Consider the following 14479-nt stretch of genomic DNA (forward strand, 5'->3'; position numbering starts at 1 on the left):
TATGTTGCAATCCATAAGGCCGGATGACTTAATGGAATTTTAAACCTTCGACTAATTCCGAAAGGCCGGTCCAGCCAATTTCAATCCCGATACACAGCAAAATAAAGGCGGACAATCGCATTAATACCGTTGCACCGACATCGCCTAAGAAGCGCTCCATATTGCGGGCAAAGCGGTAGCACAGATAGATCACCAGGGTCGTCAACAAGACGCCTAAGGCCGAGGCAATGCTGGTGATCAGCCAGTCGACCGGCTTATGCGGCATCTGCGTGCCGAGCGTCACCGATGCAGCGATCGTGCCGGGCCCCACCGTCAATGGAAAACTAAAAGGATAAAAACTGCGGCGGCGTAATTCATCTTTGCTCCAGGTGCCGCCATGCGATTGCGCGACGGAAGTCCGTAATTTGTCCTGGCCCTGATCGTTCAGCAATTTCCAGCCCGCCATCGCTACTACGATACCGCCAGCGACCCGGACGATCGGCAAGGAAATACCAAAAAAGTCGAGTACATAAGAGCCAATAAAAATCGCCCCCATCAACAGGAAAAAGCAATTCAGCGCAATCCGCTTAGCCAGACGCCCGGCTACACTTGATTCAACCGGGCCTGTCATCGACAAAAAAATTGGCGCAATCGCAATCGGATTCAGGATAGGCAGCAAAGTAATCGGCACGACGATCAAGGCCTTAAAGAAAATAATCATCGATATACTCATGCCAGCTCCTGAAAAATCCGAGAGCCTGATTATAAAGTTGTATTGAGGTTTGCGGCGAGTTTGCGTGTTTTGAAGTCGGGGAGTGGAAAAAGGAAAAAACAGGCATTCAATAAAATCAAGCCTTTCAGGCCGATAATGGCTGGAAAGGCGCATGGATATTGCGGGTATTCTTTCTCGCGTGCCGGCGAGAGGGATGGTCACTTTTAAACGCCTATTTAAAAATCAATCCGCACGGCGGATGCGCCTTCCGGCATCAAATGCCTCGGGAAGCCGCATCCATCTTGCGCGTTCAATTCAGGTAACTTCTAAAAACCTCATACTCGAGCGCATCGCGTAGTTACAAAGCCTCGCAATACCGACGTATTGCTGCGTTTGTGCCTAGCGCTGCATCTCGATTAAAGGGTTTTTAGAAGTTCCCTTCAGGGCTGTGGCTCTGTCACGCTTAAAAATCAAATTTAATAATCAAATTTCAATTCGCCGACAAGGCTGCGTTGCAAATAAGGAGGGAAGGCCCAATATTTTGTGGCGGGGGGATACATGGAAATATCATAGGGCGCGACTATCGCACACGGATTGCGCCACATAAAGTCAGATAAGTCCGTGGGGCGGTAAGCCGGGTGGGTGCAATAACGCGGATAAACCAACAGTATGAGCGGCAAAACAGTCAATTTATGCAATTCCGCAGCGCTTGAAACAAAATACAACGGACAGCTTTTTTCAGCGCAGCTAGAATGCGTGGCATAAGTTCATCTTCAGGTCACAAAGCGATGGTAGAAAAAACGGCTTGTACTGAACTACTTACGATTTCTTTTGATTAGCCACAAGGGTTTTTATGCACAAGCGTCGTCCATCAATCTCATTACTCTCACTTCTCGCCGCCAGTCTTGCATTCACCACGCTGCAAGCAGCGAATGCCGCGGTTGATGAAAAATCAACGAAGACGGTGGCAATCAAGGCCGGCAGATTAATCGATGTAGAAACGGCACAGGTACTGAGCGATCAGGTCATCATCGTCAAGGGCGAACATATTATTGCGGTTGGATCCATCAAGAGCACGGCAATTCCTGCCGGTGCGCAGATCGTGGATTTGTCCAACGCCACTGTGTTGCCGGGCTTGATCGATGCGCACACGCATCTGACGAGCAATCCGCATGAGCATGGTTATGCCGGTATGGGCACCTCGAATATCCGCGCCGCCTTGTACGGTGTGCGCGCTGCGCGCGATACCCTGAATGCGGGCTTTACCGCAGTCCGTAATGTCGGTGCCGATGGGTATGGCGACGTGGCTTTGCGCGACGCGATCAATGACGGCGACATCGTCGGTCCGCGCATGCTGGTCTCGGCTTATGCCATCGGTATCATGGGTGGTCATTGCGATAATAATTTATTGCCGGCCGACTACAACGATGTCGGCAAAGGTGTGGCCGACGGTCCCTGGGCGGCCCGTGCCAAAGTCCGCGAAATGGCGAAATTCGGTGCCGACCTGATCAAAATCTGTGCCACCGGCGGTGTGTTGTCCAAAGGCGATGCCGCCGGGGCGCAGCAATATACGCTGGAAGAAATGCAGGCGATTGTGTCCGAAGCGCATAAGCTGGGTCGTAAAGTCGCCGCGCATGCCCACGGCGCCAGCGGCATTAACGATGCTTTGCGTGCCGGTGTCGATTCCATCGAACACGCCAGTCTGATCGACGCAGAAGGCATGCGCCTGGCCAAAGAGAAGGGCACCTGGCTGGTGATGGATATTTATAACGATGACTATATTCTCGGTGAAGGTGAAAAAGCCGGGTTCCTGCCAGAATCGCTCGCCAAGGAAAAAGAGATCGGCCAGTTACAGCGCGATAATTTCCGCAAGGCGTTTGAATACGGCGACAAAATGGCTTTCGGCAGCGATGCCGGCGTGTATCCGCACGGCGACAATGCCAGACAATTCTTTTACATGGTCAAATACGGCATGACGCCGATGCAGGCCATCCAGGCTGCGACCATCAATGCCGCCGATTTATTGGGATGGAAAAAAACCATAGGCAGTATAAAAGCCGGAAAGTTTGCGGATATCATTGCGGTTTTCGGCGATCCTTTGCGCGATGTCACCACCTTGACCAAGGTGGAGTTCGTGATGAAGGGCGGCGAAATGGTCAAAGTACCTGCGGCACAATAATCCTGGCCAGGTAGCAGAACATGGCCGCGATCAGCGGTTTTGCCGGACATCCCTTATTTATAAAAAAAAGGACATTCTTTTGAGACAGCAAACATTTGGGCAGCAACTGATACGCACCAAGCCAGTTGACAGCAGCAAGGAAGGCGAGGAACGTAACAGCAACGGCTTGCATCGTTCGCTGGGATTGTTTTCGCTCACCATGATCGGCGTCGGCGCCACCATCGGCACCGGGATTTTTTTCACAATGGTGGAAGCGGTGCCTAAGGCCGGACCATCGGTGATCCTGTCTTTCATCCTGGCGGCTGTGACGGCGGGTTTGACGGCATTGTGCTACGCCGAACTGTCATCGCGGATTCCGGCATCGGGTTCATCGTATTCGTATGCGTATGCGACTGTCGGTGAGTTTGCTGCATATATCGTGGCGGCATGCCTGCTGCTCGAATACGGACTGGCGGCCAGCGCCACGGCGGTCGGCTGGTCGGCTTACCTGAATAACTTCCTGAGCAATGCGGTCGGCTGGCAAATTCCCGAGATGCTGCGTTCACCGATGATCGTGGCGGGCGCCAAAGGCGTCGAGATTCATTCGGGGCAAATCAATCTGCCGCCGATTATCCTGGTAATTGTGTGCGGCTTCCTGCTATTGCGCGGTACCAAAGAATCGGCGACGGTCAACGCCATCATGGTGATGATTAAACTGGTGATCCTGAGCTTCTTCGCGTTTATCGCTTTCTCCGGTTTTAATCCTGAACATTTCACGCCTTTCTTTAATCAGGACAACAGCAAGGGACTGGCGGGCATGGCGGGCGTGACTGCGGCAGCCGGCACCGTGTTCTTTTCGTTCATCGGTCTCGATACCGTCGCGACGGCGGGCGAAGAAGTGAAGAACCCTAAGCGCAATGTACCGCTGGCGATCCTGGCCGCGCTGGTGATCGTGACGGTATTTTATTTACTGGTCGCAGTGGCGGCCTTGGGGGCGCAGCCTGCTAGCATGTTTGAAGGCCAGGAGGCGGGTTTATCCGTGATTTTGCAAAACGTCACCGGTAAGGCGTGGCCGGCACTGATCTTGTCGGCGGGGGCGGTGATCTCGGTATTCAGCGTGACTCTGGTGACGATCTACGGCCAGACCCGTATTCTGTATGCGATCAGCAAAGATGGCTTGATTTCACCCTCCTTCCAAAAAGTCAGTGCACGTACCCAAACGCCAGTCAGCAATACCGTCATCGTCTGTCTGGTCGTCGGTATTGTGGCCGGACTGGTCGATGCCACCTTCTTATGGGACATGGTCAGCATGGGAACCCTGGTCGCCTTCATGGTGGTTTCGGTCGCGGTGCCGGTGATGCGTAGTAAAGGCATCGGCGCGGACAGCAACGGATTTCGGGTGCCGCTCGGTCCTTACCTGTTGCCCGGTTTAAGTATTCTGGCTTGTCTGTACATCGTCAAAGATTTGCCGCCAACGACGTACTGGGTATTTTGTATCTGGATGACGATTGCGGTAGCGATTTATTTTTTGTACGGGATGCGTCATTCGCGACTGCATCCCGACCGCAGAAAATAATCTGGTTTTAAATTGAAGAAGGCTCTTGTAATGCAAGAGCCTTTGCTGCATCTGAGGCTGGAATTTCTATTTTATATAAGGGAATATCATGATGATGAAAAATCTATGTGCGCGGTTTTTATTACCTCTAGGTTCGGCAATGCTGCTGGCAAGTGTCGCGCATGCTGAAGTGATCGGCAGTGTCGATACGGCGTTCATCCTGATCGGCCCGGATCACAAGATCGTGGTCGAAGCCTATGACGACCCCAAGGTAGATGGCGTGACCTGCTATGTGTCGCGCGCCAAGACCGGCGGCATCAAAGGGGCATTCGGTCTGGCGGAGGACAAGGCGGAAGCATCGATCGCCTGTCGTCAGGTCGGGCCTATCAGTTTTCCCAAACCCTTAGCGCAACAGGAAGAAGTGTTCAGCGAACGGCTCTCCGTCCTGTTCAAAAAATTACGCATCGTCAGGGTGGTGGACAGTAAGCGCAATGCGCTGGTGTATTTAACTTACTCCGATCGTTTGGTGGATGGCTCGCCAAAGAATAGCGTGACAGCGGTTCCCATAGATAAGGCGATTGCGATTCCGTTGAAATAGGGAGCGATCTTTCGGCAGAAAGGAACCCGCAAGCCGGATGCGGCTTTCAGAGGCATTTCGTGCCAACAGACGCACCCAGCTTGCGGGTTCATTTTAATATCAAACGCCATCGCGCCAGTTATTCTCTTGCTTTTTCTCTGTGCTTCGGTGGTTATTTATACGGAATTGGGGGGGCGCTCTGCGTGGTTCCTGGTCTGGCCAGCAGGCAGGTCGAGAAATCTTCAAAGGCGCCATAACTCGGTGTTGGCGGGCGTGTACTGTCGCATAAGTCCGGCAGATCTGCCAGAGTGACAGAGCGATGCGGCAGCTTATCTTTGGACATGAAATTGGCTGCCTCGGCTTGCAGAAACAGGCTGCGCAGCGGATGGTAACCGAGATACAGCAGCGCAATCGGGGTTTCCCTATTGTCCTTGCTGCGTAACAAGCCGTCGTCCCGGCTACGGATCGGCCCATCGACCAGATTGCCTTCTACGTCTGCGCTGCTCTCGGGGAACCGTATCGTCACTCCGGCGGTATCGATCACGGTATTGTGCAAAATCACACTGGCTGCAGCGCGATTCAGATAAATCCCATCGTCAGAGCATGAGGCAATCAGATTCGCCTGGACGATACTTTTATCTTGTTCGGTGATGCACCTGCGGTCGCGGCAATAGTCTTTTCCCGTGCCGCCGCCGCCGAGCGATAAGCCGACACGTTGTCCGGCAGCGCCTCGTAACAGGTGTTCGCACAAGACGATATTTTGTTCAAACTTATTCCCCGAGCCGGCACCTTTGGCAAACGCGCCATAGCTGATCCTGTCGCCCTGATCCTTGATAAAGTCGGTAATCAGATTGCGCCGTATCACCCAGTTGCTGGCTGCAACCAGGTCAATCAAGGTCACCGGTGCGCTGGTTTTTCTGGCGCTGGTATTGCTCAGGGTATTTCCCTCAATCAGGCCAAAATCCGGCATGCGGCCGTCGCTGCCGTTGATTTTAAAATGCGCGTTGAAGTCCCGTATCGTATTGTTCGAGGCGGTAAAATGGTTGGCGCCGCCAGTCACATGAAACGCATGTTCGCAGTTTTCATGGTGCTGGCAGACACCGCGGATAGACAGGTTTTCAAACGTCCAATAAGGTGCCGAGACTTGAAATCCTTCCCCCAGATTAAATTCCAAAAATACCGTGCCAGCTTGTATTGCCCGCACCGTGATGCGGTTGCCCGCCGTGCCTGGACGATTGGCGATCAAAGGTGTCCCGACCACATGGTAGGTGCCGGGCATGATCGTAATCAGGTCGCCGGCATTGGCCTTGCTCAGCGCAGCGACTAATTGCGCGCTGGATGTCACCAGAATATCGCTACGGTTATCTACAGATCGATCTGCCTCATGCCGCGCAGCATGGCGTTGATCCCGTGGGCTTGTCTGGGCGCCGATGATGGTCGGGCTGTTCTGATGCGGCTTGCTGGCACCGCGATCTAACAGCATCAAGGCCTTGCCTACCCACTCCCCGGTTTTGATGATGAGAGGATTGTGATCAGAGGTCCTGCGCTCAACATAGGGGGACAGCGCGCGCGGCGTTACTCCCGACTTTTGCAGATAATAAATGACGGCGCCGCCCACCAGCATCGTCAAGACGACCAGTGCAATCACATAGCGAAGGTAAGAACGGATTTTGCTACGCATAAGAGTTGACTATGGTGACTGCCAGATCATGAAGATGGATGATTTAATCGGTTCGATGAATTTGTTTAACTGAGTAAGGACTCGATGCGATATCTGAGTAAGCCCAGCCATTCATATAAAGCATAGTGCGAGCGGCGCATATTTTCCGCTGTAGCGAACAGGTTCCAGGATTCACCTTCGGAATCCGCCAGAAACATGGTCGGTGCCGGCACCACTTGTAAGCCGCTTCGCTCAAACGCGATGCGCGCTCTTCGCATATGCATCGCATCGGTGACGAGCAGGATCCGCTTTACGCCTGCTGGCTTTAAGATTGCCGCCGAGTAGCGGGCATTTTCTTCGGTGTTTCTCGCATGGTTTTCCGCCCATTGCACAGGGATCAAAAAATCCTGTTCCAGCGCACGCTGCATACCGGCGGCGAGTGTTTCCGTATTGCCGCTGTCCTGACCCAGTCCCCCTGTCACCAGAATCGGCAAGCCAGTAGCGTGATACAGGTGCGCACCGTATCTGATACGCGCCAGTGCGATGTGATCAGGAATATCCTGGCCGTTATACTCGGGGCTATGCGCTACCCTGCCGGCGGTCAAAATAACAATGGCATCCGCCTGTGTATTTTTGCCCGATGAGAGCGCCGCCTCCAGCGACTCCAATGGCCGCACCAGCAGCCAGGAGCCGAATCCGGTACTGATAAAGAATAATAAAAATACCGCGCTGATACGCAAAATCTGCCCCAAACGCGGACGCCATTGACTGAGCAGCATGCCGATCAGATAGATTAAAAACAGACTGAATGGCGGTAACACAAGAATTTTTGCGAAAGTCGCTAGTATTACGCTGATGTGCATAGGATCTTTAAGTGATGATAAGCATATTAAGACTTGCACAAAAAATAACCGCAGTACCGTAAAGGGTATAGAAGAGCTATTTTCTTGATTTTGCGCCAATCCAAAATATATACAATGTGTGCAAATTGTCACTGAGATTTGATTTGAGTGACAAGAAAAAATACACTCGTTCAGGTGAAATCGGCTTTGGCGTGCGTAATTACCTCAAATAATGCATGAAGGAAATGATTGCGCCTTAGAATAGAGGATTGCGTGATAAATTTGAAGAATTCAATGAACACATCCATTGCGCCGGGTAAAACCACGGAACAGTCTGTCGATGCTTTGCTAAAGACCATACGTATTCCGCCGCGACCCAGCCTGCTCGCCGATGTACAGCAAGAAATGGCCTGCCCGGATCCCAGCCCCCGGCGCCTGGCAAAAATTATTGCCAACGATGTCGCACTGGCGGGTTCCCTGATGAAATTAACGAATTCGTCTTTTTTCGGCTTGCGCTTGAAAGCGACATCGGTGGATCATGCCGTGGATTTGCTGGGGCTTGGACAGTGCGGTTTGCTGATGACCGGCATCATCGCGCGTCAGGCCGTCGTGGTGCAGGGCCACTCTCTGGTCAAGTTCTGGGATTTTTCCAGCAAGCGGGCGCAGGCGATGGTGTATCTGGCAAGCCGTATCCGTGTATGTCCGATTGATCTGGCGCATACTTTTGGCTTGTTTTGCGATATCGGCATCCCCTTGATGCTGGAGCGTTTTCCCGATTATTCGACCACTCTGGCATTGGCGAATAATGAATTTGTCCAGCGATTTACCGATATAGAAGACGAAAAACATGCCTGCAATCATGCCGCCATTGGTTCGCTGATGGCGCGTACCTGGGGTTTGCCCGAACATGTCTCAACGGGCATTTTGCTGCATCACGATTATGCCGTGCTCGAAGACACAGCAACGCCGGAAATCGTGCGTTCTCTGATTGCGCTGGCCCTGATGTCTGAATACGGAATTCAGAAATATCACGGACAAGAGTTGTCGGTGGAGTGGGAAAAAGGCGGTGCGCTGGCCTGCGGCTTTTTAGGTCTGTCGATGGACGAGGCCGCCGACAAGTTCGATGAATTGAACGAGATATTTAATACGGCAGGCTAGGACACTCGATGTGTCAGACGACCATAATACCTTATGGCCGTCCGCCAAATAATCGTGCTGGCAACATGACAATGGCACGCAACAATTCAAAGACGCCTTCGACTGCGATGCCGAGCAATCTGAATGGCAAACAAAGCAGCCAGACCAGCGGGTACAGCAGCAGCGCCAGCAAGGCCAGTGGCCAGCACACGATAAATAAAAGTATCCAGAGTAAAAAGCTCATCATCAGGTAGCCTTGATTATGCGAGTAATTGGTGTAACAGACTGCTGATCATGACCAGAGCGATAGAGGCGATAACCACGCCATCCATATTTTCTGCAAGTTTCATACGATTTCCTTTCAGGGGCGGTTGATGTGACGGTAGGTAACTTCTGAAAACCCCATACTTTGCGCCTGGCGCTGCATCTCGATTAAAGGGTTCTTAGGAGTTCCTGTACTGTAGTCATATCGTCTGATGAGCGCCAACTGCTTGCGACGAAATGCAAATTCTCAGGTTTAATCGAGCGGATTTACAGGATGGGTGGCGAGCGTCTTGTATGAGTCGATCTTGGTTATAATGCCGGCTCCGGCATTATGGCGGCGATCATCGTCAAGAGTGGTTTCAAGCTTGACAGACCCTAAACTTTCATTGCTGGCGATACGGTAGGGATGGTCACCAGAATTTGCGTACCCTGGTTGACCGTGCTGGAGACAGCGATCGTACCGCCCAGGATTCTGACGACGATGCCGTGGACAATATTCATGCCCAGCCCGGTTCCACCGTTGCCCATTTTTGTCGTGAAAAAAGGATCGAAGATTTGTTTTCTGACGTCCTCCTCCATGCCCGATCCATTGTCACTGACTATCAGTTGCACATAATCTGCATTGAGTCGTTTAACGACCACCTGAATCACACCATCGGCGCGATTGTCGAATGCGTGCAGTATCGCATTCATGATCAGGTTATTCAGTACCTGACCGTACGGCCCAGGGTAGCTATCGCAAAGCAGATCGGGCTCTGCCTGCAAATTGACGGTGCAGCCGGTTTTGCGGATTGCCGGATTGAGCATGGTGAGAATTTCGCCGCTGACATTGCCTAAATCAAATTTTCTGCGTTGCTCGCTGGTCTGATCTACCGCCACTTGCTTGAAATCGCCGACGATGCGGGCGGCGCGTTCGAGATTGCTAAAGAAGATATCAAATCCCGCCTGAGAATGATTCAATACCTTGGACAGTGTGCTGCGGCGGATATTGCCGGAGTCGACTTCAGCGCGTAATTCTCTCAGGTCGCCATTGATGGTGGAGGCCACCAGCAGGGCATTGCCGATCGGCGTATTGAGTTCGTGTGCGACACCGGCGACCACGCGCCCCAGGGACGCGAGCTTTTCGGTTTGTATCATGTCGTGCTGAGCACGATTCAGCGTCTGCAAGGTTTCTTCCAGCGACCGGGTGCGCTCTTCTACCCTTTGTTCCAGATGCTCGTTGACATCCTTGAGTTCGGCGTTGCGCTGTTCCACTTTGCTGAACAGGTCGAGCAAGGATTTACGGGTTTCTTCCAGACTCTGCGCCAGGATGCCGAGCTCATCATGGCGTATGGCTTTAATCGGTATTTCCAATTTACCCTGGGCCAGGTTCTGCGATGCCTCGACCAGTCGATCCATAGGGCGGACAAAGCGTCTATGCATGACAAACAGGATAAACAGCAATGACCCGATGATGATGAGAATGCCGGCGCGTCCATAACGTATCGTCACCGTCCGCAGTTTTTGCCGATAGCCGGCAGTCGTCATGCTGATCGTTAATTGTCCGAGTCTGACGCCGTCCCGCACGATATCTTGTTTCATGATGAGCGTTTTTTCATCGCGGAAGTCGTTGCGCGTTTTTGAGGCAAATGGCTTGCCGCCGTCTTCTATGACTTTAATGCTGGTGACTTCAGGATTGACGAAGGCAGCTTCGATAATCGAATCGGCTTGTTGCGGCACAAACTGCCAGAGCGATTCGCGCAATGCTAATGCGGTCAGTGTGGTCAGTCGTTCGAGCTCTACCTGGACGTTTGCGGTGTGTTCTTCCCGGATCCGCGTCGCTTCTTCCAGATACACCAGCGCAGACGCCAGGGCGATCCCGATGACTACCGTGAGGGCAATGACTGCGCGCAGCGGCAGTGCTGATTGAATACCATGCTCGCTTGGTTTTGGATTCATGAATCGTAACGGAGGTCCCGGTTGGTCAGCGCAATACGATAGGATGATTTCTGATATGCAGAATACTACAGAATGCTTGCCAAATGCCAAGCTTAAAAGGTAAATGCCATCGTCACGACGCTTCTCCGTCCAGCAAGACCGTTTTCTATCCTGGCTTGGCTTGCGTGTTATCGAGCAGCCAGGTTTTAAACGCGAGCAAAGGGCCGAGCGCCGCATTCTCTTCGGGATAGACCAGGTAATACGCAGCAGAGCGCGGCAGGCTTAACTGGAGGGGTATCGTCAGCGTGCCTGCATCGAGTTCGGCCTGCACCATAAAGCGCGGAATCAGCGCCACACCCAGACCCGCAGCCGCAGCACTGATCAGCATCGTGAACAATTCGTAGCGGGCGCCTTTGACGGCAGACACATCATTGCTGCAATCATGCAGATCAAACCAGCGCCGCCAGTCATCCAGCCGCGTCATCAGGTGCAGCAGCGGCATCTTGCTGATATCGGCAATCGTCGGCTTACGTGATGTGCGCTGGTAGTTTGCCAGCAGCGCAGGGCTGCATACCGGCGTGGTATCGTCTTCGCCGATCAAGAAATCCCCTTTCGTGCCGGGCCACGGCGCGGCGCCCGAATGAATCGCTGCGTGAAACGGCGACTCGGCAAACAGGAAGGCATCGGTGCGGGTACTCAGATTGATCGTGATATCGGGACGCAAGGCGTGAAACTCCGCCAGCCTGGGGATCAGCCATTGCGTGGCAAAGGTCGGAACCACGGCGAGTTCTAAGACGCCAGAGCCGTCCTGAGTGCCCATCAGCTCCAGCGTGTCGCGTTCTATCCGTCCCAGGTGGGCGCGAATTTTCCCGGCATAACTGCGTCCCGCCGGAGTCGGGATGATGCGTTGTTTGACGCGCGCAAACAAGGCCAGGCCCAGCCATTCTTCGAGGCCGGCGATCTGTTTGCAGACGGCGCTTTGGGTCAACGCCAGTTCATCGGCGGCGCGGGTAAAGCTTTGCAGGCGGGCCGCGGCTTCAAAGATCATCAGGGCGTGCAAGCTGGGGATTTTTTTTCGCATTATTCCATTTCCTCACTAACTTGTGATTTTAACTCGTTTGTCGCTGAAGCGGGCTTGAGTCAGAATAAGCGTATCTAAACGAGTAAATTTGCTATGAAAACCAATATCCACTCCCTGATTTCAGCTTGTGCCGGTGAGCTTAAAGCACATGAGTTAATGAATTTATTGCATATATCGCCTAAATTCAGTGTATGGGAGGAGGGGCGTATCAGTCGCGCCGAATTGGCGCAGGCGCTGAACATGCTGCTGTTCGACGGAATTTTACAACGCGTCCCCAGCGGCAAGGCCTATACCGATGAGGTGATTGCACGCGGCGGCAAAGTGACTCTCGATCACGGCGCATTGCGTACCGTGCGCTGGTTTGGTATCGGCGACCTGCCGCCCGGCGAAGCGGCCTTGATCCGCATCCTGAAGCCGCTAGGATATCGCTTGCAGGGCAAATATCCGCTCGATCGTTTGAGCATGACCGGACGTTCGTATGCGCACATCGACGATCCTGACAATATCTCGCAATTTTTTGTCAGCGAATTGCATCCGGAGCGCTTCAGCCGCGAATTTCAGGAAGCGGTGACAAGGGTACTGGGCGACTCGGTGGATCCGCTGACGCCGGCGGCGGTGAGCATGCTGAATGAACTCGACCGCGATGGCAATCTCAACCTGCAACAGGCGACCGAGCTGCTGCCGGTATTGGTCAATTGTTTTGATCGTCAGCATGGCATCCCCAGCTTGCGCGATTACGATATCCTGAAAAACGAATCCGCCGAGATGGCCTGGATCGCGACCGAAGGCAATGTATTTAATCATGCGACCGACCGGGTGACTGATGTGTTCCAGACCGCCGAGGAGCAGCGTCAACTCGGACGCCCGGTCAAGCCGCAGGTCGAGGTCTCGGGTTCTGGCCGGGTGCGTCAGACGGCCTTTAAAGCGGCAACGGTGGTGCGTGAATTCCGTACTGAGAGCGGCAGCATCATGACGCGTGAAGTGCCAGGATCGTTTTATGAATTCATCACACGCGACCAGATGACCGATGGCAACGGCGTGCAGCGACTCGATCTGAGTTTTGATACTGGCAATGCCCAGGGAATTTTTAAGATGACCGCCAATGCCTGACGATCTGCACCCGACGCTCAATGCGGCTGCTGTGCTGGCAGAATTAAAAAATCTGCTGGGCGCGGCCGCCGTCATCAGCGATGCGGCTGACTGCGCGCGCTATCTCACCGGCGCACGTTACGGCGCCGGATCGGCCCTGGCCGTGGTGCGTCCCGCCGACACGGAGCAGGTCGCGCAACTCGCGCACTATTGCGCCAGCCAACAGATCAAGCTCGTGGTGCAAGGCGCGAATACCGGCCTGGTCGCCGCCAGTACGCCGGATGCCAGCGGTCACTTTCTCGTGCTGAGTACCGAGCGCCTGAATCGCCGCATCGAGATCGACGTCGTCAATCGATCCGTCGAAGTCGATGCCGGCGTGACGCTGCATGATTTGAACCAGGCGCTGGAGGCGCACGGCCTGTGCTTTCCGGTCGATCTCGGGGCCAACCCGAGTATCGGTGGCATGATCGCTGCCAATACCGGCGGAGCGCGGCTGATCAAATATGGCGATGTGCGCGCCAATCTGCTCGGTCTGGAAGCGGTATTGCTGCATCCGCCCGGTACGATTCTGGATCTGCGCACTGCCTTGCGAAAAAATAATACCGGTCCCGATCTCAAGCAATTACTGGTCGGCACCAGCGGTGCCTACGGCATCATCACCCGCGCCGTATTGCAAGTGCATCGCCTGCCGCAGCAAACCGCCACCGCGCTGGTGGTGCCGCGCGATCAGGCCGCGGTATTGGCGCTGTTGCAGATTTTCGAACAAGATTGCGGTGAGTTCCTGAGCGCCTTTGAAGGCATCTCGGGTCAGGCGATGGCAGCGGTATTGCGCCATGTTCCCGCCATGACGAATCCGTTTGCGCCTGACCAGCTACCGGAGTACTGCATCCTGATCGAACTCGACAGCACCATGTCGCCGCAAAAGTCAGGATTGCATTTAGAGGCATTGCTGAACCAACTACTGGAAGCGCATTTCGGTGAGCTCATTACGAATGCGCTGGTCGGTCGCGGCCAGGATCTATGGCGTATCCGCCATGCGATCAGCGAGTCGCTACGTAGCGAAGGCAGGATCATCGCGTTCGATATCTCGATGCCGCGCTCATCGCTGGTCGCTTTCCGTCAACGTGCGATCAGCCTGGTGGAGACCCGTTATCCGCATTTGCAGGTGATGGATTTTGGCCATTGGGCGGATGGCGGCAGTCATTTCAATCTGGTATGGCCGCACACCGCGGATGCAGCTTATGACGCCGCGGTCGTCAGCGAATTGCGTGACGCTATTTACGACATGGTCGTGCGCGATTATCACGGTAGCTTCAGTGCCGAGCATGGCGTCGGTCCGTATAACCAGGCTTACTATCATCGCTATACGTCCGAGGCTGCACAGCAAGTGGCGGGAAATATCCAGAACATGCTCGATCCGGCGCATTTGTTTGGCCTGACCTGGTTTGGCAAGCAAAAAACAAGCTAAAACTTCTCGATACAGAGAGCTGAGGCCAGGAGAGAATGCA

The 14479-nt window shown here is 53.7% G+C and carries 13 protein-coding genes; 7 read left to right on the forward strand and 6 right to left on the reverse strand.

Features of this window, described 5'->3' with window-relative positions; translation table 11 throughout:
* Window positions 1–28: 28 nt before the first annotated feature.
* Window positions 29–712 carry a MarC family protein gene (locus LPB67_RS01910; RefSeq protein ID WP_262835377.1) on the reverse strand — a complete coding sequence of 228 codons (684 nt, stop codon included), beginning with the start codon at window positions 710–712 and terminating at the stop codon, window positions 29–31.
* A 151-nt stretch (window positions 713–863) separates the two neighbouring features.
* Between LPB67_RS01910 and LPB67_RS01915 the strand changes: the two genes are divergently transcribed.
* The 4 genes from LPB67_RS01915 to LPB67_RS01930 all read left to right on the forward strand — a co-directional run bounded on the left by LPB67_RS01915 (window position 864) and on the right by LPB67_RS01930 (window position 5002).
* A complete protein-coding gene (locus tag LPB67_RS01915) occupies window positions 864–1049 on the forward strand; it encodes a hypothetical protein (protein ID WP_262835378.1) in 186 nt (61 codons plus the stop codon).
* Between the two features lie 495 nt (window positions 1050–1544).
* A complete protein-coding gene (locus LPB67_RS01920) occupies window positions 1545–2870 on the forward strand; it encodes a metal-dependent hydrolase family protein (protein ID WP_262835379.1) in 1326 nt (441 codons plus the stop codon).
* 79 nt (window positions 2871–2949) lie between these two features.
* Complete coding sequence (locus tag LPB67_RS01925) at window positions 2950–4425, forward strand: APC family permease (protein ID WP_262835380.1); 1476 nt, start codon at window positions 2950–2952, stop codon at window positions 4423–4425.
* A gap of 94 nt (window positions 4426–4519) precedes the next feature.
* Window positions 4520–5002, forward strand: coding sequence for a CreA family protein (locus LPB67_RS01930; protein ID WP_410482709.1), 483 nt, complete (start codon window positions 4520–4522; stop codon window positions 5000–5002).
* A 151-nt stretch (window positions 5003–5153) separates the two neighbouring features.
* Here the strand turns inward: LPB67_RS01930 and LPB67_RS01935 are convergent, their stop codons facing one another.
* Together LPB67_RS01935 and LPB67_RS01940 are read right to left on the reverse strand one after the other, a co-directional pair.
* Entirely contained in the window at window positions 5154–6662 is a 1509-nt protein-coding gene (locus tag LPB67_RS01935) for a right-handed parallel beta-helix repeat-containing protein (RefSeq protein WP_262835381.1), read from the reverse strand.
* Window positions 6663–6727: 65 nt separating this feature from the next.
* Complete coding sequence (locus LPB67_RS01940; protein ID WP_262835382.1) at window positions 6728–7504, reverse strand: YdcF family protein; 777 nt, start codon at window positions 7502–7504, stop codon at window positions 6728–6730.
* Window positions 7505–7777: 273 nt separating this feature from the next.
* On the opposite strand from LPB67_RS01940, the gene LPB67_RS01945 reads away from it, so the two are divergent.
* Window positions 7778–8641, forward strand: a complete 864-nt coding sequence (locus LPB67_RS01945; RefSeq protein ID WP_262835383.1) for an HDOD domain-containing protein — start codon at window positions 7778–7780, stop codon at window positions 8639–8641.
* Between the two features lie 31 nt (window positions 8642–8672).
* Here LPB67_RS01945 and LPB67_RS01950 read toward each other — a convergent pair whose 3' ends face one another.
* The 3 genes from LPB67_RS01950 to LPB67_RS01960 form a co-directional block, all read right to left on the reverse strand.
* Complete coding sequence (locus tag LPB67_RS01950; RefSeq protein ID WP_316685053.1) at window positions 8673–8864, reverse strand: hypothetical protein; 192 nt, start codon at window positions 8862–8864, stop codon at window positions 8673–8675.
* Between the two features lie 395 nt (window positions 8865–9259).
* A complete protein-coding gene (locus tag LPB67_RS01955) occupies window positions 9260–10822 on the reverse strand; it encodes an ATP-binding protein (protein WP_262835385.1) in 1563 nt (520 codons plus the stop codon).
* A 145-nt stretch (window positions 10823–10967) separates the two neighbouring features.
* Window positions 10968–11882 carry a LysR substrate-binding domain-containing protein gene (locus tag LPB67_RS01960; RefSeq protein WP_262835386.1) on the reverse strand — a complete coding sequence of 305 codons (915 nt, stop codon included), beginning with the start codon at window positions 11880–11882 and terminating at the stop codon, window positions 10968–10970.
* 93 nt (window positions 11883–11975) lie between these two features.
* Here LPB67_RS01960 and LPB67_RS01965 point away from each other — a divergent pair, with 93 nt between their 5' ends.
* A complete protein-coding gene (locus LPB67_RS01965) occupies window positions 11976–12992 on the forward strand; it encodes a DUF1338 domain-containing protein (protein ID WP_262835387.1) in 1017 nt (338 codons plus the stop codon).
* Window positions 12985–14439 (forward strand): FAD-binding oxidoreductase, encoded by a 1455-nt coding sequence (locus tag LPB67_RS01970; protein ID WP_262835388.1) that lies wholly within the window; start codon window positions 12985–12987, stop codon window positions 14437–14439. Before LPB67_RS01965 ends, LPB67_RS01970 begins: the two co-directional genes overlap by 8 nt.
* Window positions 14440–14479: the final 40 nt, after the last annotated feature.

Source organism: Undibacterium sp. Jales W-56 (assembly GCF_025548535.1).
In the GTDB taxonomy this organism is placed as follows: Bacteria; Pseudomonadota; Gammaproteobacteria; order Burkholderiales; family Burkholderiaceae_D; genus Undibacterium.